The organism is Kitasatospora sp. NPDC048715, assembly GCF_043198905.1.
GTDB lineage: Bacteria > Actinomycetota > Actinomycetes > Streptomycetales > Streptomycetaceae > Kitasatospora > Kitasatospora lactacystinica.
The window spans coordinates 1-23,721 of record NZ_JBICVH010000014.1 but is presented as its reverse complement, the minus strand read 5'-3'; the positions used below and the strand labels follow the sequence as shown (position 1 = coordinate 23,721).

Annotated in this window: 21 protein-coding genes and 1 rRNA gene; 17 read left to right on the top strand and 5 right to left on the bottom strand. The window is 71.4% G+C overall.

Translation table 11 applies throughout. From position 1 onward, the window contains the following. Positions 1–11: 11 nt before the first annotated feature. Positions 12–1,157 (bottom strand): MBL fold metallo-hydrolase, encoded by a 1,146-nt coding sequence (locus ACGFSC_RS25050; RefSeq protein ID WP_359911486.1) that lies wholly within the window; start codon positions 1,155–1,157, stop codon positions 12–14. 312 nt (positions 1,158–1,469) lie between these two features. Here ACGFSC_RS25050 and fabG point away from each other — a divergent pair, with 312 nt between their 5' ends. Together fabG and fabI are read left to right on the top strand one after the other, a co-directional pair. Then, positions 1,470–2,189, top strand: coding sequence for a 3-oxoacyl-[acyl-carrier-protein] reductase (fabG, locus tag ACGFSC_RS25045; RefSeq protein WP_359911485.1), 720 nt, complete (start codon positions 1,470–1,472; stop codon positions 2,187–2,189). Between the two features lie 2 nt (positions 2,190–2,191). Next, positions 2,192–2,959: an enoyl-ACP reductase FabI gene (gene fabI, locus ACGFSC_RS25040; protein WP_359911482.1), complete on the top strand. Its 768-nt coding sequence runs from the start codon at positions 2,192–2,194 to the stop codon at positions 2,957–2,959. Between the two features lie 196 nt (positions 2,960–3,155). On the opposite strand, the gene ACGFSC_RS25035 is transcribed toward fabI, so the two are convergent. Beyond that, on the bottom strand, positions 3,156–3,833 hold the full coding sequence (locus tag ACGFSC_RS25035) for an FCD domain-containing protein (RefSeq protein WP_359911479.1): 678 nt from the start codon (positions 3,831–3,833) through the stop codon (positions 3,156–3,158). A gap of 117 nt (positions 3,834–3,950) precedes the next feature. On the opposite strand from ACGFSC_RS25035, the gene ACGFSC_RS25030 reads away from it, so the two are divergent. The 3 genes from ACGFSC_RS25030 (at position 3,951) to ACGFSC_RS25020 (ending at position 6,182) form a co-directional block, all read left to right on the top strand. Then, on the top strand, positions 3,951–5,249 hold the full coding sequence (locus tag ACGFSC_RS25030) for a CynX/NimT family MFS transporter (protein ID WP_380632188.1): 1,299 nt from the start codon (positions 3,951–3,953) through the stop codon (positions 5,247–5,249). Positions 5,250–5,392: 143 nt separating this feature from the next. Next, positions 5,393–5,515 carry an SGM_5486 family transporter-associated protein gene (locus ACGFSC_RS25025; protein WP_359911473.1) on the top strand — a complete coding sequence of 41 codons (123 nt, stop codon included), beginning with the start codon at positions 5,393–5,395 and terminating at the stop codon, positions 5,513–5,515. 139 nt (positions 5,516–5,654) lie between these two features. Then, the gene (locus ACGFSC_RS25020) at positions 5,655–6,182 is read left to right on the top strand and encodes a histidine phosphatase family protein (RefSeq protein WP_359911470.1); all 528 of its coding nucleotides are present in this window, start codon (positions 5,655–5,657) and stop codon (positions 6,180–6,182) included. A 149-nt stretch (positions 6,183–6,331) separates the two neighbouring features. On the opposite strand, the gene serB is transcribed toward ACGFSC_RS25020, so the two are convergent. Next, positions 6,332–7,594, bottom strand: a complete 1,263-nt coding sequence (gene serB, locus ACGFSC_RS25015; RefSeq protein ID WP_359911467.1) for a phosphoserine phosphatase SerB — start codon at positions 7,592–7,594, stop codon at positions 6,332–6,334. A gap of 222 nt (positions 7,595–7,816) precedes the next feature. Between serB and ACGFSC_RS25010 the strand changes: the two genes are divergently transcribed. The 3 genes from ACGFSC_RS25010 (at position 7,817) to ACGFSC_RS25000 (ending at position 12,471) form a co-directional block, all read left to right on the top strand. Next, positions 7,817–10,438: an FHA domain-containing protein gene (locus ACGFSC_RS25010; RefSeq protein ID WP_359911464.1), complete on the top strand. Its 2,622-nt coding sequence runs from the start codon at positions 7,817–7,819 to the stop codon at positions 10,436–10,438. A gap of 286 nt (positions 10,439–10,724) precedes the next feature. Next, positions 10,725–11,822, top strand: coding sequence for a GAF domain-containing sensor histidine kinase (locus ACGFSC_RS25005; RefSeq protein WP_359911506.1), 1,098 nt, complete (start codon positions 10,725–10,727; stop codon positions 11,820–11,822). Beyond that, positions 11,815–12,471, top strand: coding sequence for a response regulator transcription factor (locus tag ACGFSC_RS25000; protein WP_359911461.1), 657 nt, complete (start codon positions 11,815–11,817; stop codon positions 12,469–12,471). The genes ACGFSC_RS25005 and ACGFSC_RS25000 overlap by 8 nt, the downstream gene beginning before the upstream one ends. A gap of 1,024 nt (positions 12,472–13,495) precedes the next feature. Here ACGFSC_RS25000 and ACGFSC_RS24995 read toward each other — a convergent pair. Next, complete coding sequence (locus tag ACGFSC_RS24995; protein ID WP_359911458.1) at positions 13,496–14,299, bottom strand: hypothetical protein; 804 nt, start codon at positions 14,297–14,299, stop codon at positions 13,496–13,498. Positions 14,300–14,449: 150 nt separating this feature from the next. Here ACGFSC_RS24995 and ACGFSC_RS24990 point away from each other — a divergent pair, with 150 nt between their 5' ends. The 7 genes from ACGFSC_RS24990 to ACGFSC_RS24960 all read left to right on the top strand — a co-directional run bounded on the left by ACGFSC_RS24990 (position 14,450) and on the right by ACGFSC_RS24960 (position 20,581). After that, positions 14,450–15,241, top strand: coding sequence for an ABC transporter ATP-binding protein (locus ACGFSC_RS24990; protein ID WP_359911455.1), 792 nt, complete (start codon positions 14,450–14,452; stop codon positions 15,239–15,241). Positions 15,242–15,361: 120 nt separating this feature from the next. After that, positions 15,362–15,784: an NfeD family protein gene (locus ACGFSC_RS24985; RefSeq protein WP_359911452.1), complete on the top strand. Its 423-nt coding sequence runs from the start codon at positions 15,362–15,364 to the stop codon at positions 15,782–15,784. 10 nt (positions 15,785–15,794) lie between these two features. After that, positions 15,795–16,844 carry an SPFH domain-containing protein gene (locus tag ACGFSC_RS24980; RefSeq protein ID WP_359911449.1) on the top strand — a complete coding sequence of 350 codons (1,050 nt, stop codon included), beginning with the start codon at positions 15,795–15,797 and terminating at the stop codon, positions 16,842–16,844. Between the two features lie 183 nt (positions 16,845–17,027). Beyond that, entirely contained in the window at positions 17,028–17,786 is a 759-nt protein-coding gene (locus ACGFSC_RS24975; protein ID WP_359911446.1) for a sulfite exporter TauE/SafE family protein, read from the top strand. 38 nt (positions 17,787–17,824) lie between these two features. Further along, entirely contained in the window at positions 17,825–18,004 is a 180-nt protein-coding gene (locus ACGFSC_RS24970) for a DUF1272 domain-containing protein (protein WP_359911443.1), read from the top strand. A 98-nt stretch (positions 18,005–18,102) separates the two neighbouring features. Further along, a complete protein-coding gene (locus tag ACGFSC_RS24965) occupies positions 18,103–18,408 on the top strand; it encodes a 4a-hydroxytetrahydrobiopterin dehydratase (RefSeq protein WP_359911440.1) in 306 nt (101 codons plus the stop codon). A gap of 118 nt (positions 18,409–18,526) precedes the next feature. Further along, positions 18,527–20,581, top strand: a complete 2,055-nt coding sequence (locus ACGFSC_RS24960) for a PQQ-binding-like beta-propeller repeat protein (RefSeq protein ID WP_359911437.1) — start codon at positions 18,527–18,529, stop codon at positions 20,579–20,581. 153 nt (positions 20,582–20,734) lie between these two features. Here ACGFSC_RS24960 and ACGFSC_RS24955 read toward each other — a convergent pair whose 3' ends face one another. Next, complete coding sequence (locus ACGFSC_RS24955; RefSeq protein WP_359911434.1) at positions 20,735–21,265, bottom strand: HNH endonuclease; 531 nt, start codon at positions 21,263–21,265, stop codon at positions 20,735–20,737. Positions 21,266–21,557: 292 nt separating this feature from the next. Here ACGFSC_RS24955 and tyrS point away from each other — a divergent pair, with 292 nt between their 5' ends. Together tyrS and ACGFSC_RS24945 are read left to right on the top strand one after the other, a co-directional pair. Continuing rightward, positions 21,558–22,826: a tyrosine--tRNA ligase gene (tyrS, locus tag ACGFSC_RS24950; RefSeq protein WP_359911503.1), complete on the top strand. Its 1,269-nt coding sequence runs from the start codon at positions 21,558–21,560 to the stop codon at positions 22,824–22,826. Positions 22,827–23,444: 618 nt separating this feature from the next. Next, positions 23,445–23,721: ribosomal RNA gene (locus ACGFSC_RS24945) — 16S ribosomal RNA — on the top strand; the annotation flags it as partial.

Genomic DNA, 23,721 nt, shown 5'->3' with positions numbered 1-23,721 from the left:
CGCGCGAGCCGTCAGCCGACGGTCTCCCACCAGCCGTCCAGCTCCGGCGGGTTGTCGACGTCGACCCGCTCGCCGGGGCGCGGCACGACCAGCGGGACGGCCTGCTCCTTGGCGGCCTTCACCAGTCGCTCGATCGGCTCCGCCCACGGGTGCAGGCCCAGGTTGAAGGTGCACCAGTGGACGGGCACCAGCAGGCCGGCGGCCAGGTCCCGGTGCGCGAGGACGGCGTCCTCGGGGGTCATGTGGATGTCCGCCCAGGCGGCGTCGTAGGCGCCGATCTGGACCAGTGCGGCGTCGAACGGGCCGTGCTGGCCGCCGATCCGGGCGTAGCCCTCGAAGTAGCCGGAGTCGCCGGTGTAGAAGACCTTGCGGTTCGGGCCGGCGACCACCCAGGAGCCCCACAGGGTGGTGTTGCGGGTCAGCCCGCGGCCGGAGAAGTGGTGCGCCGCGGTGAGGGTGAGCACCAGGTCGCCCAGGGTGCAGGTCTCGTCCCAGTCCAGTTCGATGATCCGGTGCTCGGGGACGCCCCAGCGGCGCAGGTGGGCACCGATGCCGAGCGGCACCGCGAAGGGCGCGGACTGGCTGCGCACCAGGCGCTTGACCGTCGCCATGTCCAGGTGGTCGTAGTGGTCGTGCGAGATCAGCACCGCGTCGACCTGCGGCAGCTCCTCCAGCTCCACCGGCACCGGGTGCAGCCGCTTGGGGCCGACGTGCGCGGCGGGGGAGCAGCGGTCGCTCCAGATCGGGTCGAGCAGCACCCGGAAGCCCTCGATCTCCACCAGGGCGGAGGCGTGCCCGTACCAGGTGACCTCCACGCCCTCGGCGGCCGGCCCGGGCGGGGAGACGGGGCGGACGGTCGGCACCGGACGGGCGGGGACGCGGCCGGCCCGCTCGAACAGCATCCGGCGGGCGGCGGCGCCGTCGAAGCCGGGGGCGCCGGCCGTGCGGGCGAGGGTGGAGGGCGCGTTGTGGAAGACGCCGTCGCGGTACTGCGGGGAGTTGCGCACCCGTTCCTCGCGCTCGCCGTCCGGCCGTCGCCCGAACGCGGCCGGCAGGTCGCGCAGCGCCCAGGCGGCCGTGCCCAGGCCGGCCGCCAGGGCGGTGAGGGCCAGCAGTCGTCCGCGTCGGTGGGTGCTCCCGGGCCGTGCCATGGTCATCCGCTCTGCCTTCGTCGCTCGCCGGGATGGTCGGGGATCGGTACGGCCGCTCCCGGGCCGGACCGCACCACGGGGGCAACGGGTGCGCCCGTCCGTGTTGTTCCCGTACAGTCGCCCCGATCCGGGCAGCGCCGGGGCCTGGGAGATGTCCGCCGCCGGGACGGTACGAGCGGGCACGGATTGTCGGATTGCGACAGATCCGCCGGGGAGGCGCTGTGGGAGCCCGATGCGCCGCCGCCGCCGACCGCCCGATAGCGTCACACTGCGTACGCATTCCGACGTACGTGCTCACACACGGAGAGAGGTGGATCGTTGAGCCGCTCGGTTCTCGTCACCGGAGGAAACCGGGGCATCGGCCTCGCGATCGCCCAGGCCTTCGCCGAAGCGGGCGACAAGGTGGCCATCACCAGCCGCTCGGGCGAGGTGCCCGAAGCGCTGGCCAAGTACGACGTCCTCGCGGTCCGCTGCGACATCACGGACGCCGCGCAGGTCGACGCCGCCTTCACCGAGATCGAGCAGAAGCACGGCGCGGTCGAGGTGCTGGTCGCCAACGCGGGCATCACCAACGACACCCTGCTGCTGCGCATGTCCGAGGAGGACTTCACCTCCGTCGTCGACACCAACCTGACCGGCACCTTCCGGGTGGTCAAGCGCGCCTCCAAGCTGATGATGCGTGCCCGGAAGGGCCGTGTCGTGCTGATCTCGTCCGTGGTGGGCCTGTCCGGCTCCCCGGGCCAGGCCAACTACGCCGCCTCCAAGGCCGGCCTGGTCGGCTTCGCCCGGTCGCTGGCGCGCGAGCTCGGCCCGCGCAACATCACCGTCAACGTGGTCGCCCCCGGCTTCGTCGACACCGACATGACCGCCGTGCTCAGTGACGAGCGCCGCGCGGAGATCGTCTCGGGCGTGCCGCTGGGCCGCTACGCGGCGCCCGCCGAGGTCGCCTCCACCGTGCGGTTCCTCGGGTCGGACGAGGCCGCGTACATCACTGGAGCCGTCATTCCCGTCGACGGCGGATTGGGCATGGGTCACTGATCATGAGCGGAATCCTCGAAGGCAAGCGGATCCTGATCACCGGTGTGCTGATGGAGTCCTCCATCGCCTTCCACACCGCCAGGCTCGCGCAGGAGCAGGGCGCGGAGATCATCCTCACCGCCTTCCCGCGCCCGAGCCTGACCGAGCGGATCGCCAAGAAGCTGCCGCACCCGGTCAAGGTGCTGGAGCTGGACGTCTCCAACCCGGAGCAGCTGGCCGGCATCGCCGACCAGGTCCGCGAGCACCTGCCGACCCTGGACGGCATCGTCCACTCGATCGGCTTCGCGCCGCAGGACGCGCTGGGCGGCAGCTTCCTGGACACCCCGTGGGAGTCCGTGGCCACCGCGATGCACGTCTCCGCGTACTCGCTGAAGTCGCTGACCACGGCGCTGCTGCCGCTGATGCAGGACGGCGGCTCGGTGGTCGGCCTGACCTTCGACGCGCAGTTCGCCTGGCCGCAGTACGACTGGATGGGCCCGGCCAAGGCCGCCCTGGAGTCGACCAACCGCTACCTGGCGCGCTACCTGGGCGAGCGGGACATCCGCTGCAACCTGATCTCGGCCGGTCCGATCGGCTCGATGGCCGCCAAGTCCATCCCGGGCTTCGGCGACCTGGCCGACACCTGGAACCACCGCTCCCCGCTGAAGTGGGACCTGAGCGACCCGGAGCCGGCCGGCCGCGGCATCGTCGCGCTGCTGTCGGACTGGTTCCCGAAGACCACCGGCGAGATCATCCACGTCGACGGCGGTCTGCACGCCATCGGCGCCTGACGCTCCGCCCGTACGCCGCTGCCCGGCCCTCCCTCGCGGGGGTGCCGGGCAGCGGCGTCTCGTGCTTCGTTCGGCCGGGCTTCTCGGTCCGGCCGGGGTTCTCGGGAAGGGGGCTTTCGGGAGGGGCCTCCTGAGCGTGGCCTTCCGGGAGGGGCCTCCTGGGACGGGGCGGCCGGGGTGTCGGGCCGGTGGGCGGTCAGGCCTCGGTCGGGGTGCAGCCACCGGGGGCGGCGCGGCCGGCCTCGACGGCGGCGCGCTCGACGTCACCGGCCCGGATCGCCTCCAGGATGGCCTGGTGGCCGATGTAGCGCTCCGCGATCAGCTCGGGGCCGACGTCGTGCCGCAGGAGCTCGCGGGTGGCCTCGCCGAGGTCGGCGTAGACGGCGAGCAGGACGTCGTTGTGGGCGGCGGCCACCACGGCCTGGTGGAAGGCGGCGTCGGCCTGGACGAAGTCCTCGGCGCCGCCGGAGTGCCAGGCGGCCTCCCGGCGGGCCAGCGCGCCGTCCAGCAGCTCCAGGTCGTGCGCGGTGCGGCGGCGGGCGGCGAGGGCCGCCGCCGAGGTCTCCAGCGCCGAACGGAGCTCGGCGACCTGGCCCTGGTCGGCGTCGGCGAAGCGGCGGTGCATCACTCCGGCCAGCTCGCTGGTGGCCAGCACGTACGTGCCGGAGCCCTGCCTGATGTCGAGCAGTCCGTTGTGGGCGAGGGCGCGGACGGCCTCGCGGACGGTGTTGCGGGCGACGCCGAGCTGCTCGACCAGGGCGGCCTCGGTGGGGATGCGCGAGCCGACCGGCCACTCCCCGGACGTGATCTGGGCACGCAGCTGTGCGATCACCTGGTCGGACAGCGGGGTGCGCCTCGGCGAGGACAGCGCCACGGGGGACTCCTTGACGGCTACGGCTCGGATGGGGCCTGGGTGGGAAGTGGCCGGACGATGAACGGTCGGCACATCATGCCAATTCCAAGGTGCATCAATTCATCCCATCATTCTATGATGCTGTCCATGCCCGCAGCAGACACCACCGCTTCCGCCCGGACCGAGAGCCGGACACCGACCGCCGAGCAGCCCGCCGCCTCCGGCTCGGCCAAGTACCTGGGCTGGCTGTTCGCCGTCGCGATCGCCGCCGCCGCCTTCAACCTGCGCCCCGTGGTCACCAGCCTCGGGCCGCTGCTCAAGCAGGTCCGCGACGACCTCGGGATGAACCCGACGCTCGCCGGGCTGCTCACCGCCGTCCCGTCGCTGTGCTTCGGGCTGTTCGGCTTCGCCGCGCCCGCGGCGGCCCGTCGGATCGGTCCGATCGCGGTCGTCACGGCGGGCATGGGCGCCATCACGGCGGGCGTGCTGGCCCGCTCGTTCGCCGGGGGCACTGCCGTGTTCCTGCTGCTCACCGCCCTCGCCCTGGCCGGGGTGGCGGTCTCCAACGTGCTGCTGCCGGTGGTGATCAAGCGGTACTTCCCGGACAAGGTCGGGCCGATGATCGGCCTCTACTCGATGGCGCTGTCCGCCGGCACCGCGCTGGCCGCGGCCGTCACCGTGCCGCTGACCAAGTCGCTCGGCGGCGACTGGCGCTACGGCCTGGGTGTCTGGGCCGTCCTGGGAGCGCTCGCCCTGGGGCTCTGGCTGCTGGTGCTGATCGCCAAGCGGGAGCGCGGCGAGCGGGCCGCCGGCGCAGCCGCCCCCGTCCGGCTGCCGATCACCCGCAGCCGGACCGCCTGGGCACTGGCCGGGTACTTCGGCCTCCAGGCCACCGGCGCGTACGTGGTCATGGGCTGGATGTCGCAGATCTTCCAGGACGCCGGCATCGGCGAGGGCACCACCGGGGTGCTGCTCGCGGTCACCATGGTGATCGGCGTGCCGGTCTCCTTCGTGCTGCCCAACCTGGCCGCACGGCGCGGCGACCAGCGGCTGTTCGTGGTCGTGCTGGCCTGCTGCGGCATCGCCGGGTACGCGGGGCTGGCACTCGCCCCGGCCGGGGGCGCCTGGCTCTGGGCGGTCCTGCTGGGCCTGTCCAACTGCGCCTTCCCGCTGGTGCTGACCATGATCGGACTGCGGGCCCGGTCGGCGGGCGGGGTCGCGCAACTCTCCGCCTTCGCCCAGGGCATCGGATACCTGGTGTCCATCCCGGGCCCGATCCTGGTCGGCTGGCTCTACGGGGCCACCGGTGAGTGGTACTGGCCGCTGGGCTTCCTGTCGCTGCTGCTGGTTCCGCAGATGCTGTTCGGCCTGCGCGCCGCGCGGGCCCGGCACATCGAGGACGAGGCGGTGCGCCCGGCGGAGCGGGCCGAGGCCTGACAGCCTGACACCGAGCGGCCGCACGCGGCGGCCGGACGCGGCGGTGGGGCCCGGGCCCAGGGCCCGACGGCGAAGGTCAAGGCCCGGCCAAGGGGGTGGGGCCAGCTGACGGCGGGCGTGTTCGGGATGGGAGAATTCCGGACATGCCCGTTCTCGATCCCAATCCCACCGACGGCCGCAAGCAGCTCGGCCGCATCGCCCTCGCCTTCTCCGCCATCGTGGTGCTGGTGGCGCTCATCGCCACCGTCGCGGCCTCGATCGGCTGACGGACGCCTCTGCGCCCCTGCGTCCGTACTCCACCCGACGCTCCGGTGAACGGGACACGGTGACACTCGTCGTCCCTCGGAGTGGCGGCGTCCGGGAGCATCGCGCCGCCGGGCCGCTTTTCTGCCAAGCTTGCTGGGTATGAGCGCCGACACGCCCCGCAGGATCATCGTTCTCCGCCATGCCAAGGCCGACTGGCCGAACGGCGTGGACGACCACGACCGGCCGCTGGCCGACCGGGGCCGTCACCAGGCCCCGGACGCCGGCCGCTGGCTGGTCGACTCCGGCATCAACCCCGACTACGTGGTCTGCTCCACCGCGCTGCGCACCCGAGAGACCTGGAAGCTGGCGGTGCACGAGCTGCCGCAGCGGCCCCTCAAGACCGTCTACGAGGAACGGGTCTACGAGGCGAGCCCCGGCGAGATCATCGCCGTGCTCCAGGAGACCCCGGAGGAGTACTCGGACGTGGTGCTGGTCGGTCACAACCCGGGTGTGCTGGGTCTGACCCAGGTGCTGGCCGGGGACGCGGGCGACCGGGACGCGCTGGAGCGGCTGCGGCTCGGTGGCTTCCCGACGGCGGCGATCGCGGTGCTCAGTTTCAGCGGCTCCTGGAAGGGCGTCGAGCCGGGCGTGGCCGAGCTGGTCTCGTACCACACGCCGCAGGACTGACCCCGGGAACACAGGTGAGGGGCGCGCGGATGCGATCCGCGCGCCCCTCACCTGTGTCCGCAGGCCGTACCGGTCCGTGTCCGCGGGCCGGGCGCCCTCCTCGGGCTGTTCCTCGGGCCTCACTCCACCGGCCGTTGCCGGGCCGGCTCCTACTCGGTCTCGGTCGGGGTGCCGTGCAGCGCGTCGGCCGCCTCGACCTCCTCACGGGTGATGCCCAGCAGGTACAGCACGGTGTCCAGGAACGGCACGTTCACCGCGGTGTCGGCGGCCTCGCGCACCACCGGCTTGGCGTTGAACGCCACCCCGAGGCCGGCCGCGTTCAGCATGTCCAGGTCGTTGGCGCCGTCGCCGATCGCCACCGTCTGCTCCAGCGGCACCTTCGCCTGCTCGGCGAAGCGGGCCAGCCAACGGGCCTTGCCCGCCCGGTCCACGATCTCGCCGACCACCCGGCCGGTGAACCTGCCGTCCACCACCTCCAGGGTGTTCGCGGCCGCGAAGTCCAGGCCCAGCTGCTCCACCAGGTGGTCGGTGACCTGGGTGAAGCCGCCGGACACCACCGCGACCTGGTAGCCGAGGCGCTGGAGCGTACGGATCAGGGTGCGCGCCCCCGGTGTGAAACGGACCTCGGCGCGGACCTTCTCGGTCACCGAGGCGTCCAGTCCGGCCAGCAGCGCCACCCGGGCCCGCAGCGACTCGGCGAAATCCAGCTCGCCGCGCATCGCCGCCGCCGTCACCTCGGCGACCTCCTCCTCGCAGCCCGCGTGGGCGGCGAACAGCTCGATCACCTCGTCCTGGATGAGCGTGGAGTCGACGTCCATGACCACCAGGCGCTTCGCCCGGCGCTCCAGCCCGGCGGCGACCACCGCGACGTCCACCCGCTGGGTGGCCGCCTCCTGGGCCAGCGCGGCCCGCAGCTCGTCGGTGGCCACACCGGAGACGGCCAGCTCGACCGCCGTCACCGGATACTTGGCGAGCCGGAAGACACGGTCGATGTTGCCCCCCGAGGCGGTGATCCGGGAGGTGAGCGCGGAGACGGCGGCGGCGGTCAGCGGATTGCCGAGCACCGTGACGTGCGAACGGCCCTCACGGCGCGGCCGGTTGTCACCGATGCCGGAGAGGATCTCGGCCTGGAGCTTCTGCTCGTCGGCCCAGCGGTGGACGGTGGCCCGCAGCCCACCCTCGGCGGCGGGTACGGGGGGCGGGGTGACCAGCGCGCAGAGCGTGATGCGGCCACGGGTCACGACCTGCTCGATGTCGATGACGTCGACGCCGAAGCCGGCCAGCGTCGCGAAGAGGCCGGCAGTGATGCCGGGGCGGTCCTTGCCGAACACCTTGACGAGCAGGGTGCGCTCGTCCGCGGTCCGGTGCTGGGCGGCGGGGAGGGGCTCAGCGGCCAGGGGCGATGCGTTCATGGTGCCTCCCACGCTACCGGGCGCCCGACGGCCCGGGGGCACCCGTCCCACCTCGCGGGACGGCGCGGTCCGGGGTCGGTAGCAGCCTGGTCACAGTCGCCCGGGCCGACTTTCACCGGCGGTCGGCGGGCTGGAATGATTCCCCCCGTCAGTCAGAGAAACATCGCAGCCCCGGCCGGGGGCCACAATTCGGGGGAACCGAGAGAGCGGGGCAGGCGAGCAGTGCCGCAACTCGTCATTGAGATCAACGGACAGCAGCGGACTCTGGAGCCCGGGCGGTCCTACACCATCGGGCGCAACCCTCAGTCGGACTTCCCGTTCGAGGACGCCAGGGTCTCCTGGCAGCACGGGACCATGAGCTTCAACGGCAGCGGTTGGCAGCTGGACGACCACGGCAGCACCAACGGAACGTACGTGGCCGGGGCCCGCACCCTGCAGGCCCAGCTGTTCCCCGGTGCCGTGGTCAACCTGGGCAACCCGGAGAACGGCCCCCGGCTCGGCTTCTCCGCACCCGTGCACGCCGCCGCTCCGCAGGCGGCGGCTCCACAGGCCGCCCCGATGCACGAGGCCGCCACCAGCCGAGGCCCGGTGCCCACGCCCCAGCAGCCCGCCCCGCAGCAGGGCTGGCCGCAGCAGGACCCGTACCAGCAGCCGCAGCAGCAGGCCTGGCCCGGGCAGCCGCAGGCCCAGCCGCCGTTCCCGCAGCAGCAGTACGCGCCGCCGCAGGCCCAGTCGGCCCCGCAGCAGCCCCAGCCCCAGCACGGTGGCTTCCCGCAGCAGCAGGACTTCCCGGCCCCGCCGCAGCACGGTGGCGGCGGGCCGCAGCCGACCATCATCCGCAACCTGACGTCCTCGATGCGCACCGCCCGGATCGGTCGTGCGCTCGACAACGACATCGTGGTGTCCGACCTCCAGGTCTCCCGCCACCACGCCGAGCTGCGTCAGCTCCCGGACGGCCGCTACGAGATCGTCGACCTCGGCAGCCACAACGGCATCTTCCTCAACGGCCAGCGGGTGCAGCGTCAGCTGATGGGCCCGCAGGACCGGCTGACCGTCGGCCACTCCAGCTTCGTCCTGGTCGGCGACCAGCTGCAGGAGTTCGTCGACACCGGCGCGGTCTCCTTCTCCGCCCGCCACCTGACCGTCGAGGTCGACCACAAGGGCGGCAAGAAGGTCCTGCTCGACGACGTCAGCTTCGGCGTCCCGGAGAAGTCCCTGGTCGCGGTCATCGGCCCGTCCGGCTCCGGCAAGTCCACGCTGCTGCGCGCCCTCACCGGCTACCGCCCGGCCGACCGCGGCGAGGTCCTGTACGACGGCCGCAACCTCTACAAGCAGTTCGCCGAGCTCCGCTCGCGCATCGGCCTGGTGCCGCAGTCCGAGATCCTGCACCGCGAGCTCACCGTCCGGAAGGGCCTCAAGTACGCCGCCCAGCTGCGCTTCCCCGGCGACACCGAGGCGCGCGAGCGCGACGCCCGGATCGACGAGGTGCTGTACGAGCTGCGCCTGGACAAGCGTGCCGACAACAAGATCACCGCGCTCTCCGGCGGCCAGCAGAAGCGTGTCTCGGTCGCCCTGGAACTGCTCACCAAGCCCTCGCTGATCTTCCTGGACGAGCCCACCTCGGGCCTCGACCCGGGCATGGACCGCGAGGTCATGCAGATGCTGCGCGGCCTCGCCGACGACGGCCGCACCATCCTGGTCGTCACCCACTCGGTGGCCGAACTCGCACTCTGCGACCGGCTGCTCGTGATGGCGCCGGGCGGCTCGGTGGCCTACTTCGGCCCGCCGGACGAGGCGCTGCACTTCTTCGGGTACGAGACCTGGGCGGACGTCTTCCAGGCCTTCGAGAACTACCCGGACCACGACTGGGCCGGCCGCTACCGCGGCTCGGTGCACTACCAGCAGTACTCCGCGCCCACCGTGGAGGCGGGCGAGGTGCAGCACGTCCAGGTCGCCCAGGAGGCCGTCAAGCCGCCGAAGCCGCAGAGCTGGGGCTCGCAGCTGTGGACGCTGATGCGCCGCTACATGTCGGTGCTCGCCTCGGACCGCGGCTTCCTCGCGCTGTCCGTGCTGCTGCCCGCCGTCATCGGCGCGGTCAGCGTGCTGATCCCCAACGAACCGGGGCTCGCACCCAACCCCAAGACACAGCTCCACCTCAACAGCGGCGCCGCGACGATCATGCTGATCCTGGCGATCGGCGCCTGCTTCTCCGGGGCGGCCAACTCGGTCCGCGAGTTGATCAAGGAGCGGGCGATCTACGAGCGGGAACGAGCCACCGGGCTCTCCCGCTCGGCGTACATGATGTCCAAGATCATCGTGCTGGGCTTCTTCAGCGTGATCCAGGGCGCCATCATCTCCGCCGTCGGCTTCCTGCCGCGCAAGCTCCCCGAGCACGGCCTGATCGTCAAGAACCTGCCGATCATCGAGATGACCATCGGCATGATCCTGCTGAGCTTCGCCGCGATGATGTTCGGCCTGATGATCTCCGCGCTGGTGAAGACCGCCGAGAAGACCATGCCGCTGCTGGTCATGTTCGCCATCGTCCAGGTCGTCTTCACCGGCTGCCTCTTCCAGATCTTCAGCAAGCCCGGACTGGAGCAGGTCGCCTGGCTGATGCCGGCCCGCTGGGGCACCGGCATCGTGTCCACCACGCTCGACCTGTCCGTGCTCATGGGCCCCTGGAACAAGGACTTCCAGAACCCCAACTACGACCCGCTCTGGAAGCACAGCGTCGCCCAGTGGGCGATCGACGCGGGTGTGCTGATCGTCATCTCCGTCGCCATCGGCGTCCTCGTGACGCGGCTCCAGCGTCGGCACGAGCCCGAGGTCATGCAGAAGGGCTGACCCCTTCTCCGACTCTCCGGCGGCAGGCCGAGGGGCGGCTCTCCCAGCAGGGAGGGCCGCCTCTCGGCGTTCCGGGCGCTTTCATGAGGCTCCGGGCGGGCCCTGCGGCCTAGGTCCCCGGACCCGGGCCCGGGGCGGCCGCGGACGGACGCGGCGGTCGCCGGGGCGGCGGTAGTTTGGCGGTATGTCCAGCACCACCGGAGACCACCGGACCCACCGGGGCCCGCTGCCCGCCTGCGAACCCTGCCTGTCCGGGATCGAGGCCGTCAGCCAGGCACTGCTCGCCATGAGCCGGCACCTGGAGGTCCGTGAGGTGCTGCGCCGCATCACCGCCTCCGCCAGGGGACTGCTCGGCGCCGAGTACGCGGCCCTGGGCGTGCCCGACGACCACGGGGGCTTCGCCCAGTTCGTGGTCGACGGTGTCACCGACGAGCAGTGGCGGGCGATCGGCCCGCTGCCCCGACAGCACGGTGTACTCGCCGTGATGCTGCACGAGACCGGCCCCACCCGGCTGGCGGACGTCCGCAAAGCACCCACCTTCGAAGGATGGCCCGCAGCCCACCCCGATATGGACGCCTTTCTGGGCATGCCGATCCTGGACACCGAAGCGGCCGAGGACGAGCCGCAGGTGATGGGCGTCATCTTCCTCGCCAACAAGCGTGGCGGTGGCCTCTTCACCGATCACGACGAGGAACTCCTGCGGATCCTCGCCGCGCACGCGGCCCTCGCACTGTCCAACGCCCGACTGTACGAGCGCAGCCGCGAGCTCACGCTGGCCGGCGAGCGTGCCCGGATCGCCCACGACCTGCACGACGCCGTCTCGCAGAAGCTCTTCTCGCTCCGGCTCACGGCCAAGGCGGCCGCCAAGCTCGTCGACCGCGACCCCGTCCGGGCACGTGCCGAGCTCGCCGAGGTCGCCCGTCTCGCCGCCGAGGCAGCCGACGAGCTGCGCGCGGTCGTCGTGGAGCTGCGTCCCGCAGCCCTGGAGGAGGACGGGCTCAGCGCCACTCTCGCCTCCCAGGTGCAGGTCCTGGACCGGGCGCACACCGCCGACGTCGCCTTCGCCGCCGACGGGGTCCGGGCGCTGCCGCCTGCCCAGGAGGCCGCACTGCTGAGAGTCGCCCAGGAGGCGCTGCACAACGCGCTGCGCCACTCCGGCGCCCGCAGGGTCACCGTCACCCTGGCAGGGACGCCTGCGCGCGGTGCGGTGCTGCGCGTGCACGACGACGGGCGCGGCTTCGATCCGGAGTCCGTCAGGCGAGCAGGCCGTCACCTCGGCCTGGCCTCTATGCGCGACCGCGCGGCCGCCGTCGGCGGAACACTCACCCTGGAATCGGCCCCCGGTCGGGGGACGCTCGTAGAGATGGAGGTCCCCGGTGCCTGAGAGCACACCGTCGATCCGAGTCCTGTTGGTCGACGACCACCAGGTGGTTCGGCGCGGGCTGCGCACTTTCCTGGAGGTCCAGGACGACATCGAGGTGGTCGGGGAGGCCGCCGATGGGGCGGAGGGTATTGACCGGGCCCGTGAGCTCGACCCCGATGTCGTCCTGATGGACCTCAAGATGCCCGGCGTCGACGGCATCGAGGCGCTGCGCACGCTCAAGGGCGAGGGCAGCCGCGCCCGGATCCTGATCGTCACCAGCTTCACCGAGCACCGCACGATGGTTCCCGCGCTGCGGGCCGGTGCGGCCGGTTACGTGTACAAGGACGTGGACCCGGAGGCGCTGGCCGGGGCGATTCGGTCGGTGCACGCCGGTCACGTTCTGCTCCAGCCCGAACTGGCCGAGGCCCTGCTCACCGACGACGGCCCGCGCGTTCCGCAGGGTCGAGGTGGCACGCTCACCGAGCGCGAGCGCGAAGTGCTCGGACACATCGCCGATGGCCGCTCCAACCGGGAGATCGCCCGCAGTCTGCACCTCTCGGAGAAGACGGTGAAGACCCATGTGTCCAACATCCTGATGAAGTTGGACCTGAGCGACCGCACCCAGGCGGCACTCTGGGCCGTTCGTCACGGCGAGGCCCGAGAGGGGTAGCGCGCCGGGGGCGCGACGTAGTGGCGCAGGCGCCGTGCCGATTGGCAGGTTTTCGGCCAGGCAGGGCGTCAAACGGTGGTCCAGCATGTGCCGTTCGGCAGGGTTGGCCCGAATTCAGGTGATCCATCGCCATTCGGCTGTGCCAGGCTGATCGCCGACACCGATCCCGAGGGAGGGCCGGATGAACGCGATGCGCAATCAGTGCGGGCCTGTCGTGCTGGCCCATGAGCTTGAGGTGACATGCCACCTGTTCGACGAGCCTCCGATGCCCGGGCCTGGGTCACAGTCAACTGTCGAGGACGGTGGCCGAGGGCGGGCGCCAGGACGCCCCTTGTCCGGGTGTCAGGTGGCGAGGGCAGGGAATCGTGCAGCAGAGGACGTCGAGCGCAGAGCGAGGTTGGCCCAGGAGACAGCCCGAGACCGGGAGGCCTACGGGCCGGAGCTGCTGAGACGTCGACTGCAGATGCGGCGTTGGCAGTTCAACCTGGCACGGGAACGTGAACTGATCCCCGAGCCGGACCTCGACAACGGCACCTGGTCGGCGCTCGTCGAGGTACAGCTGAAGGCCCGCACCGAGGACATCATCCTCGCGCTCGGCGCCGTGCCGCCCGTGGGGGCGGCCAAGGCGGCCACGGTGTTGGGCCACACCACAGGTCTGCTGGTGATCGCCGAGGACATCAGGCGGCTCGCCGCCGCAGGAGAGCTACGCCCCTGCGGCGGATACCGGGGCTGGCCGACCTACAGCCGGGAGGCCTTGGCCGCCGTCCCGTATGCCGTGGTGCAGCAGGCTGTCACGGAGCGCATGCACAAGGCTGCGGCCACGGCACGGGCCGCGGCCGAGGCGCTGGAACGGAGACTCGCGGAGAGCTACTCGGCGGAGGAGGCAGCCGAAGTCCTGGGGTGGCCCCGGTGCCGGCTGGTGGCCACGACGGCGCAGGGAGGCCTGGCCGCCGGGCCCGACGGCAGATACCAGCGCGCCGAGGTGATCGCGCTCGCCACCGCCGACTCCGGGGCCCAGTACCTCTCAGCGATCGTCTCGCTCGTCCACGAGGGCGTTGTAGGCGGCGACCTGGGCGCGCCGGGCGGTGCGCCGCAGCGGGGCCAGGGCGGATTGGCGGGCCGCCATCTCGGAGGCGCTGACGGCAGCGCCGTGGCCGCCGGAGGCGATGGAGAGCAGGGCGGACACCTGGCGGGCCGACTCCAGGACACGGACAGCCCGGGGCGGGTACCCGGGAGCGAGCAGCTCGCTGTGGCCACGGCGGCGGTAGGCATCCAGGGCGCGCAAGGCCTCAGGTCCGGCGCCGGCCACGTCGAGGCGGGCGAGCATGACGGTCGCCTCCCGCAGCCCGTCGGCCAGTTCACGTTCGGCCTCGTGGAGCGACGGCACGTCCGCCGGAGGTGTGTCGTTGACCTCGGAACAACGCCACAGCACGGTGGCCGAGCGGTCGCCGGCCGGGCCGTACACCTCCACCTCCGGCACCAGCCCGAGTGGTGCACCGACGGCCAGGACGGCCTCGCCCGCACTCATGGCCTGCTCGTTGAAGGCCTTCGGACCGGTCAGCCCGAGCGGATGCCCGGCTGAGGGTAGCGCGAGACGCAGACCCTTCACGCCGAGCACCCGCAGCCGCCCCAGCGCCCAGGTCAGCCCGTGCTGCTCGCCGGGCTCGTCGCCGGGCAGCCCGGTGACCCGGTGGATCTCGTCCCGGCCCAGGACGGCCGTGGCGGCGTCGTCCGGCGGCACCAGGCCCGCCAGCAAGGCGTTGCCCCATGCGGTGAGCCGCCCCGAACGGGGCTCTTCGTACGGATTGTCGGCAGGAGTCACGAGCATCCGGCCAGCCTACGGAATCGGCGGTCATCCGCGTGGCGTAGGTTTGCCCATGCGTGTGCGGCGCACCCACCCCGTGCCCACCGGCTGCCGGAGTAGGCTCGCCGCCCGCACCGACGGCCGAGAATCTTGTTTTTTGGGGAAGGCGTAGGCATGAGCGACGTGCTGGAGCTGGTGGACGTATCCGTGGTCCGGGAGGGGCGCGCGCTGGTCGACCAGGTCTCGTGGTCCATCTCCGAGGGCGAGCGTTGGGTCATCCTGGGCCCGAACGGCGCCGGCAAGACCACGCTGTTGCAGATCGCCTCCTCGTACCTGTTCCCGACCTCGGGCAAGGTCACGGTGCTGGGTGAGAAGCTCGGCGAGATCGACGTCTTCGAGCTGCGTTCCCGGATCGGCCTGGCCGGCGCCGCCATGTTCGACAAGCTGCCGGCCGAGCAGACCGTGCTCCAGACCGTCCTCACCGCCGCGTACGGCATGACGGTCAGCTGGCAGGAGACCTACGAGCAGTCGGACGAGGTCCGCGCCCTCGCCCTGCTCGACCGCCTCGGCATGGCCAATCTCACCGACCGCAAGTTCGGCACCCTCTCCGAGGGCGAGCGCAAGCGCACCCTGATCGCCCGCGCCCTGATGACCGACCCCGAGCTGCTGCTGCTCGACGAGCCTGCCGCGGGCCTCGACCTCGGTGGCCGCGAGGACCTGGTCCGCCGGCTCGGCGCGCTCGCCCAGGACGAGTTCGCCCCGGCCATGGCGATGGTCACCCACCACGTCGAGGAGATCGCGCCGGGCTTCACCCACGTCCTGATGATCCGACAGGGGAAGGTGCTCACGGCCGGCCCGATCGACACCGAGCTGACCGCCCGTAATCTCTCCAAGTGCTTCGGCCTGCCGCTCACCCTGGAGCGGCACGGAGACCGCTGGTCGGCCCAGGGTCTGCCGCTGGGCTGAGGCCCCTTCGTCCGCTCATCCGGAAGGCCGTCGGAAACCGGTCGCACGCGCGACCGGTTTCCGCCCCTCGACCTGCGGGAACTGTCCGCTTCGAAGGCCTTCGCTCCCTAGGATGGACGTGTGGACAGCTGGATCTGGTGGCTCCTGGCCGCCGCAGGGCTCGGCATACCGTTGGTGCTCACCGCGATGCCGGAGTTCGCCATGTTCGCGGTCGGGGCGCTGGCCGCCGCCGTCGTGGCCGCGCTGGGCGGGGGAGTGGTCGCCGAGACCCTGACCTTCGTCGTCGTCTCGGTCGCACTGGTGGTCTTCGTCCGCCCGATCGCCTACCGGCAGCTTCAGAAGGGCCCGCAGGTCAAGATGGGCATCGAGGCGCTCCAGGGCGCCACCGCGGTCGTCGCGGAAACCGTCGACGGGGAGGGCGGGCGGATCAAGTTGAACGGTGAGATCTGGTCGGCCCGTGCGCTTCACCCGGGCCAGGTGTACCAGCCTGGACAGCAGGTCGACGTCGTCGAAATCCAGGGCGCGACCGCCCTGGTCGTCTAGGGGAGAGTCCGTGGAACCCGTCCTTATCGTTTTGGTCGTCCTGGTCGTGGTGGCCTTCATCGCGCTGATCAAGACGATCCAGGTCATCCCGCAGGCCAGCGCCGCGATCGTGGAGCGCTTCGGCCGCTACACCCGGACGCTCAACGCAGGGCTGAACATCGTCGTCCCGTTCATCGACCGCGTCCGCAACCGGATCGACCTGCGCGAACAGGTCGTGCCGTTCCCGCCGCAGCCGGTGATCACCCAGGACAACCTGGTCGTCAACATCGACACCGTCATCTACTACCAGGTGACCGACCCCCGCGCCGCGACGTACGAGGTCGCCAGCTACATCCAGGCGATCGAGCAGCTGACCGTCACCACGCTGCGCAACATCATCGGCTCGATGGACCTGGAGTCCACGCTGACCTCGCGAGAGGTCATCAACGCTGGCCTGCGCGGTGTCCTGGACGAGGCCACCGGCAAGTGGGGCATCCGGGTCAACCGTGTCGAGCTGAAGGCGATCGAGCCGCCGACCTCCATCCAGGACTCGATGGAGAAGCAAATGCGCGCCGACCGGGACAAGCGCGCCGCGATCCTCACCGCCGAGGGCCAGCGCCAGGCCCAGATCCTCAAGGCCGAGGGTGAGAAGCAGGCCGAGGTGCTCAAGGCGGAGGGTGAGGCGCAGGCCGCGGTCCTGCGCGCGGACGGTGAGGCGGCCGCGATCCGGACGGTCTTCGAGGCCATCCACGACGGCGACGCCGACCAGAAGCTGCTGGCCTACCAGTACCTCCAGACCCTGCCCGAGCTGGCCAAGGGCGACTCCAACAAGCTCTGGATCATCCCCAGCGAGGTCGGCGACGCACTCAAGGGCCTCGGCGGGGCCTTCACCGGCCTGACCGGCAACGGCGGGGTGAACGGCGGCGCGGTCGCGGCGCCCAGTGTCCCGCAGACGATCCCGGCCGCCACCCAGGTGCCGTTGGACCCGGCGTCCGGCCCGCGGCCGGTGGACACCGAGAAGGGCGCCGCCCGTCCCCGGGTGGACCCGGTCCGGGAGTACCCGAAGATCGACCCGGAGTGATCGGTCGAACCGTGCTTCGCCGAGGGCCCGCTGCCGAGAGGTGGCGGGCCCTCGGCCTTTCACGGTGCCGAAGCGTACGTACCGGGCACTGTGGCGTGCGTCCCGAATCGTGGGCGGGTCTGGTCGGCCCGCAGGGCCGTCCGGCATGATCCCCTCGGACAGGACCGAGAGGAGAGGTGACCCATGACGCTCTGGGAGTCGATCGCCGTCCTGGTGGCCGGCGTCGGCGCCGGGATGATCAACGTGATCGTCGGCTCCGGCACGCTGATCACCTTCCCGGTCCTGCTCGCCGTGGGCATCCCACCGGTCACCGCCAATGTCTCCAACTCCTTCGGCCTGGTCCCCGGCTCGCTCAGCGGGGTGATCGGGTACCGCCGCGAGCTGGCCGACCAGGGGCGCCGCGTGCTGCGCATGGGCACCGCCTCCCTGCTCGGCGGGCTGCTCGGCGCGCTGCTGCTGATCAAGCTTCCGAGCGGGGCCTTCGACGCGATCGTCCCGGCGCTGATCCTGCTGGCGCTCGTCCTGGTGGTGATCCAGCCCCGGGTGGCCAAGGCCGTCGCCGCCCGCCGCCGCCCCGGCGGCGATCCGGACGGCAGCCCGGTACTGCTGGTCGGGGTGTTCCTGACCGGCATCTACGGCGGCTACTTCGGTGCCGCGCAGGGCGTGCTGCTGATGGCGCTGATGGGCATGCTGCTCCAGGAGGACCTCCAGCGGATCAACGCGGTGAAGAACGCCCTGGCGCTGATCGTGAACGCGGTCGCCGCGCTCTTCTTCCTCTTCACCTCGACCGTGAACTGGGCCGCCGCTGGTCTGATCGCGGCGGGTTCGCTGGTCGGAGGCCTGCTCGGGGCCAAGGTCGGCCGTCGTCTCCCGCCGACCGCGCTGCGCGTTGTCATCGTGGTGGTCGGCCTCGTGGCCGTCACCAAGCTGTTGTTGAGTTGAACGACCGTCAGACCGTATGCAGGTCGGAGGAGTACGCCATGGCCCTGGAGATGCGTGAGAGCTGCGAGCGCTGCGCGGTGTCGCTGACCGCGGACGGCCGCGCCTCGATATGTTCCTACGAGTGCACCTTCTGCCCGGACTGCACCGAGTCCATGGCCGCCACCTGCCCCAACTGCGGCGGCGAGCTGGTGGCCCGTCCGCGCCGGAAGGCCGCCTGACACCGGTTCCCGGGCGCCTGAACGGCCCGGAATCCCGGTTCCGGAGCTCCCCGGCCCCGGAGCGACGACCCACCGGACGACCCACCAGGAGTGCGGCGATGAGCAGCAGGGCGCGGCTGAACGAGGACGAGATCACGGCAGCCCTGGCGGCGCTGCCCCAATGGAAGCGGGAGGGCGACAGCATCGCCCGTACCGCCGACGCGCCGGATTTCCCGGCGGCGATCCGGGTGGTCGTCTCCGTCGCCGAGCAGGCAGAGGCGCTCGACCACCACCCCGACATCGACATCCGCTGGCGAACCCTGCGCTTCCTCCTGTCCACCCACAGCGCCGGCGGCCTCACCGGGCTGGACTTCACCCTCGCCGCCCGGATCGACGAGGCCCTGCGCGTCGAGTCGGCGGCCTGACGCGGCACGGCCGAGGAGCCCGGGCCCGTCCGACCGAGGGCCCGGGCCGCCTCTCCGGGCAGGCGTGAGATGCTGACTGCCGCATCGGCAGGCAGATGGCTCGGGAGGGACGGAACGGATGGCGCAGGAGCCCTTCGGAGACGCCCACCCCCAACAGCCGTGGCCGTCCGAGGGCCACTCGGACTGGCAGAACGGCGGGCACAGCGGGCACGGCGGGTATGCCGAGCAGGAGCAGACGCCGGAGCAGCCATCGCAGTGGCAGCCGCAGCAGCAGGCGGGTTACGGCTCGGCCGAGTACGGGCAGCAGCCGCAGCTCGGCCAAGGCGGCTACGGGCACACCGGCTACGAGACCAGCTACGACACCGGCTACGGCCAGGCCGGTCATGACCAGGCCGGCTATGACCAGAGCGGTTACGACCACAGTGGATACGGTCGGACCGGCTATGTCGAGGGCGGCTACGTCCAGGGCCAGGATCAGGGCCACTACGGCGTTCAGGAGCAGTACCAGCCGTATCCGCAGTACCCGGACCACGCGCAGCCGCATCAGGCCGCCACACCGTACGCCGCCCCGCGGCAGCCCGCCGGGGAGGGCTTGTACGTCCCGGCCGGGGCGGAGTACTCGGCGGACGGCTACGTGCACCTCGAAGAGGCCGGGCAGGTGCCCGTGACCGTCCCGGAACAGCCCGCGGAGACTTCTACGACGCAGGCCCCCGAGTCGCAGGCCGAGCCCGCCTCGCCGTCGCGGGCCTCCGCGCGCCGAGGTGCCGGCCGGGGCTCCGGTGCCCGTGCCGGCGCGGGCACCGGCGCGGCCTCTTCGCTCTCCGCCAAGGCACGGAAGGCCGCCGACGCGGTGCTGGCAGGGGATCACGTGCCCAGCCGCAAGGCCCTGCTGGTGCGGACCGGTGCCGGGGTGGCCGCGCTGGGAGTACTGGTGGCGGCGGGGCTGATGGTCGGGACCGAGGGAGGTGGCAGCGCGGCGGCGAGCAGCGGCGGTGAGCCGGGCTTCGCGGTGGCGCACACCAGGGCCTGGGCCGCGCAGCCTGCCGTGGCCGGTCCGGCCGGGGGCGACGACACGCTGATCGGCAGCTGGCTGCTGGCCGACGCGGTGGTCCGGGCCGACGGCTCCGGTGTCCGCGCGTACGACCGGGCGGGCGGCAAGCCGACCTGGTCGGTGGAGCCGCCGGCCGCCGGGGCCGTCCCGTGCGGGCTGTCGGCGGGAGTGAACCAGGCAGGCCTGGGCGCGGCGCTGTTCCGTCCGCAGGCCGATCCGAAGAGTCCCTGCACGCTGGTGTCCGCCGTGGACACCAAGACCGGCAGGACCGCGTGGACCAAGACCCTCTCGGACACGAAGGGCGCCTACTCGGCGCGGGTCGGTGTCACCGAGGACAAGGTGGTGGCCGTCGGCGACGACCGGGCGCTGGCCTGGGAGTCGGCCGACGGGAAGGACGTCTGGCAGTACACCGGCCAGGGCAAGTTCTGCACCCTGTCCGGCGGCGTCAGCGGAAGGACCGTGCTCGTCGCCTCCTCCTGCGCCGATTCGACCCCCGCCGACCAGGCCGTCGCGCTGAACATCGCGGACGGCAAGGTCGGCTGGTGGCGGGGCCTGAACAACCAGCCGAAGACGGTGACGGTGCTGTCCGCCGAGCCGTCCGTGGTCCTCACGACCGGCGGGAAGCCCGAGGACGACCGGGTGTTCGCCTGGGGCGCGGGCGGCGACCCGGCCGCCGAGATCCCGGTGGCCGTCGACGGCGGTCGGCTGGACGTCGCCCACGGTACGTTTTCGGCCACTCCTGGCGTCTACTTCGAGGGCCGGACGATGGTCACCACCCTGGAACCGCCGAACGGTGGCGGGCCGGTGGCCGCGGTCGGCTACGACCTGGACACCGGCAAGCAGCGCTGGAAGGTGCCGAGCGCCGCGAAGGGCGCCGTCCGGGCGGTCGGCATCGACGGCGGATCGCTGGTGCTCGCCGCCGACGAACGCCGTGACCAGCCCGCCCGTCTCAGCAGGTTCCCGCTGGCGGGCGGTCAGGAGGCGACCGGCGGTAACTTCCCGGCCGGCACCGGTTCACTGCTGATCTCCGGACGAGTGCTGATCGGCGGCGGACAGGTGGTCGTGGTGCCCGAGCACTCGACCAACTACGGCACGGCGGCGGGGTACCAGGCGAAGGACTGAGGCCTTCCGCCCCGCACCACGCCGGCGCGCCGCCCCACCCGCCGCCGTCCGAGCACTGAGGGTGTCCTCAGGTCGAGAACGTCGAGAGTGCTCCCGTTCCCCGGAACCGCCTCTCGCGAGCAGTCTCCCGCGAACCGTCTCCCGGCAATCGCCTCACGCCGCGGAGACGGGCCGGCCCGGTACGGCCGGCAGCCAGTCGGCGAGGTCCCGGACCTCCGAGCTGCGCAGACCGAGCGCCAGCATCAGACTGGCCTGCGGCGTCGGCTCGAACGGCCGCCGCAGCAGCTTCATCCCGGCCTGCTCCGGTGTGCGGTCCGCCTTGTGCTGGTTGTCCTCCGCGCACGCGGCGACGGTGTTCATCCAGCTGTCGGCACCACCGCGCGACCTGGGCTGGAGGTGGTCCACCGTGGTGGCCCGCCGGCCGCAGTACGCGCAGAGGTGCTGGTCCCGGGCCAGGACACCCCGCCGTGACCACGGAGCCTGTTGTCGGAACGGCACCCGTACGTACCGTTGCAGTCTGATCACCCGTGGCACCGGGACGGCCACGCCCGTCCCCCGGATCGAGCGCAGCGGATGCGCCTGCTCCACCACCGCCTTGTCCTGGAGCACCAGGACGACGGCGCGCTGGAGCGACACCGTCGTCAGGGGCTCGTAGCTCGCGTTCAGAACCAGCGTGTTGCGCACTCGGCACACCCTTCCCGCGGGCGTGCCACGGCGGCACGACCGTCTCCACACACGTCACTGCCGCCGCACGGCGGTGGAACCACTCTGAATGGGCCCACAGCCGTCGAACAACGGAATTTCCGGTATCGGGGGAGGGACCGGGAGAGCGGGCCGCCCAGCTCGATGGGGTGCCTCGGGGAAACTCGCTGGCCGGAACCGCGTAGGCTCTATCAGGCTGGAGTCGTACCGACCCGGAGCCCGACCGAACCGGGCCAGCACTGGGCGGACGCCCGATCGAAGGAGAAGCGTGACCGTGACGGACATCGTCGACGAGCTGCAGTGGCGTGGGCTGATCGCCCTGTCCACTGACGAGGACGCACTGCGCAAGGCGTTCGCGGACGGCCCGGTCACGTTCTATTGCGGCTTCGATCCGACGGCCCCCAGCCTGCACCTCGGCAACCTGGTGCAGATCCTCACCATGCGCCGCATCCAGCAGGCGGGGAACCTCCCGCTCGGCCTGGTCGGCGGTGCCACGGGCCTGATCGGCGACCCGAAGCCCACCGCCGAGCGCGTGCTCAACGACCCCGAGACGGTGGCCGGCTGGGTCGAGCGCCTGCGCGGCCAGATCTCGCGCTTCCTCGACTTCGAGGGCCCCTACGCGGCGCGCATGGTCAACAACCTGGACTGGACGTCCGGGATGTCGGCGATCAGCCTGCTGCGCGACGTGGGCAAGTACTTCCGGGTCAACAACATGATCGCCAAGGAGGCCGTCGCCCGGCGGCTCAACTCCGACGCGGGCATCAGCTACACCGAGTTCAGCTACCAGATCCTCCAGGGCATGGACTACCTGGAGCTGAACCGCCGCTACGGCTGCGCCCTGCAGACCGGCGGCAGCGACCAGTGGGGCAACCTGACCGCCGGCACGGATCTGATCCGCAAGGCCGACGGCAAGTCCGTCCACGCGCTGGCCACGCCGCTGATCGTCAAGGCCGACGGCACCAAGTTCGGCAAGACCGAGTCCGGTACGGTCTGGCTCGACCCCGAGCTGACCACCCCGTACGCCTTCTACCAGTTCTGGCTGAACGCGGACGATCGGGACGTCCCCAACTTCCTGCGGATCTTCAGCTTCCGCTCGAAGGAGGAGATCGAGGAACTGGAGCGCGAGACCACCGAGCGCCCCGCCGCCCGTCTCGCCCAGCGCGCCCTCGCCGAGGAGCTCACCACGCTGGTGCACGGCGCAGAGCAGTACGAGCGCGCGGTCGCCGCGTCCAAGGCGCTGTTCGGCCAGGGCGACCTCGCTGATCTGGAGGCCCCGACCCTGGCCGCCGCCCTGGCCGAGGTCCCGAAGGCCGAGGTGTCCGAGCTGCAGACGGTGGTCGACCTGCTGGTCGCCGTCGGTCTGTCGCCGAGCCGCTCGGCCGCCCGCCGGACGATCAAGGAAGGCGGTGCCTACCTCAACAACGTCAAGGTGACGGATGAGGAGGCCGTGCCGACCGAGGCCGACCTGCTGCACGGCCGCTGGCTCGTGCTGCGGCGCGGAAAGCGCAACCTGGCGGCGGCGGAGCTGGTCGCTGCCGGCTGACCGGCCGACGGACTGGTCGACAGACCGGCCGGTTGAAGCTTGGCTGAAAACACACCTGCTCTGAGCTGCGTCTTTGAGCCCCGAGGGCCGGATCTGGACAGATCCGGCCCTCGACGTTTGACGATGTCCTCCAGGTGGCCTAGTGTTGAACGAGTCGCTGGAGCGGCCATCCCACTCAGCGAGACCCACTCTCACTCTGATCCCCATGAAAATGGGCTTCTTGGCATTCCCGCCGACCGAGTGAGCGTGAATTTCGGGTAGCACTCGGAATGAGCTAATGTGGGGGACGTCGCGAAAAGCGGAACCGGCCAGTTCGGGAAATTGGATGAATGAAACTCCGGAAAACGGAGCGGAAAACATCTGATAAGCTGGAAACACGAAAGAACGAAGCCCGGAGGGTCCGCTGGAAGGCGGTCCGAAGGAAGCGTCCGTTCCTTGAGAACTCAACAGCGTGCCAAAAGTCAACGCCAGATATGTTGACATCCCCGGCCTCAGGTTTCCTGGGGTTGGAGATTCCTTTTGAAACAAACACTAGCGAGGACGCAGTGCGCGGGGCCGCCCTATTCCGGTGGTTGCCGTGCCGCTCAACGCGGGTGTCGACCCGATTACGGGTAAACATTCACGGAGAGTTTGATCCTGGCTCAGGACGAACGCTGGCGGCGTGCTTAACACATGCAAGTCGAACGGTGAAGCCCTTCGGGGTGGATCAGTGGCGAACGGGTGAGTAACACGTGGGCAATCTGCCCTGCACTCTGGGACAAGCCCTGGAAACGGGGTCTAATACCGGATACGACCTTCCTCTGCATGGGGGTTGGTGGAAAGCTCCGGCGGTGCAGGATGAGCCCGCGGCCTATCAGCTTGTTGGTGGGGTAATGGCCTACCAAGGCGACGACGG

Coding starts and splice junctions, on each gene's coding strand:
- ACGFSC_RS24995 (WP_359911458.1), bottom strand. CDS start 14,299: ATGCTCGTGACTCCTGCCGACAATCCGTACGAAGAGCCCCGTTCGGGG.
- ACGFSC_RS24970 (WP_359911443.1), top strand. CDS start 17,825: ATGGCCCTGGAGATGCGTGAGAGCTGCGAGCGCTGCGCGGTGTCGCTG.
- ACGFSC_RS25025 (WP_359911473.1), top strand. CDS start 5,393: ATGCCCGTTCTCGATCCCAATCCCACCGACGGCCGCAAGCAGCTCGGC.
- ACGFSC_RS25050 (WP_359911486.1), bottom strand. CDS start 1,157: ATGACCATGGCACGGCCCGGGAGCACCCACCGACGCGGACGACTGCTG.
- fabI (WP_359911482.1), top strand. CDS start 2,192: ATGAGCGGAATCCTCGAAGGCAAGCGGATCCTGATCACCGGTGTGCTG.
- serB (WP_359911467.1), bottom strand. CDS start 7,594: ATGAACGCATCGCCCCTGGCCGCTGAGCCCCTCCCCGCCGCCCAGCAC.
- ACGFSC_RS24965 (WP_359911440.1), top strand. CDS start 18,103: ATGAGCAGCAGGGCGCGGCTGAACGAGGACGAGATCACGGCAGCCCTG.
- ACGFSC_RS25005 (WP_359911506.1), top strand. CDS start 10,725: ATGAGCCGGCACCTGGAGGTCCGTGAGGTGCTGCGCCGCATCACCGCC.
- ACGFSC_RS24960 (WP_359911437.1), top strand. CDS start 18,527: ATGGCGCAGGAGCCCTTCGGAGACGCCCACCCCCAACAGCCGTGGCCG.
- ACGFSC_RS25030 (WP_380632188.1), top strand. CDS start 3,951: ATGCTGTCCATGCCCGCAGCAGACACCACCGCTTCCGCCCGGACCGAG.
- ACGFSC_RS24975 (WP_359911446.1), top strand. CDS start 17,028: ATGACGCTCTGGGAGTCGATCGCCGTCCTGGTGGCCGGCGTCGGCGCC.
- ACGFSC_RS25020 (WP_359911470.1), top strand. CDS start 5,655: ATGAGCGCCGACACGCCCCGCAGGATCATCGTTCTCCGCCATGCCAAG.
- ACGFSC_RS24990 (WP_359911455.1), top strand. CDS start 14,450: ATGAGCGACGTGCTGGAGCTGGTGGACGTATCCGTGGTCCGGGAGGGG.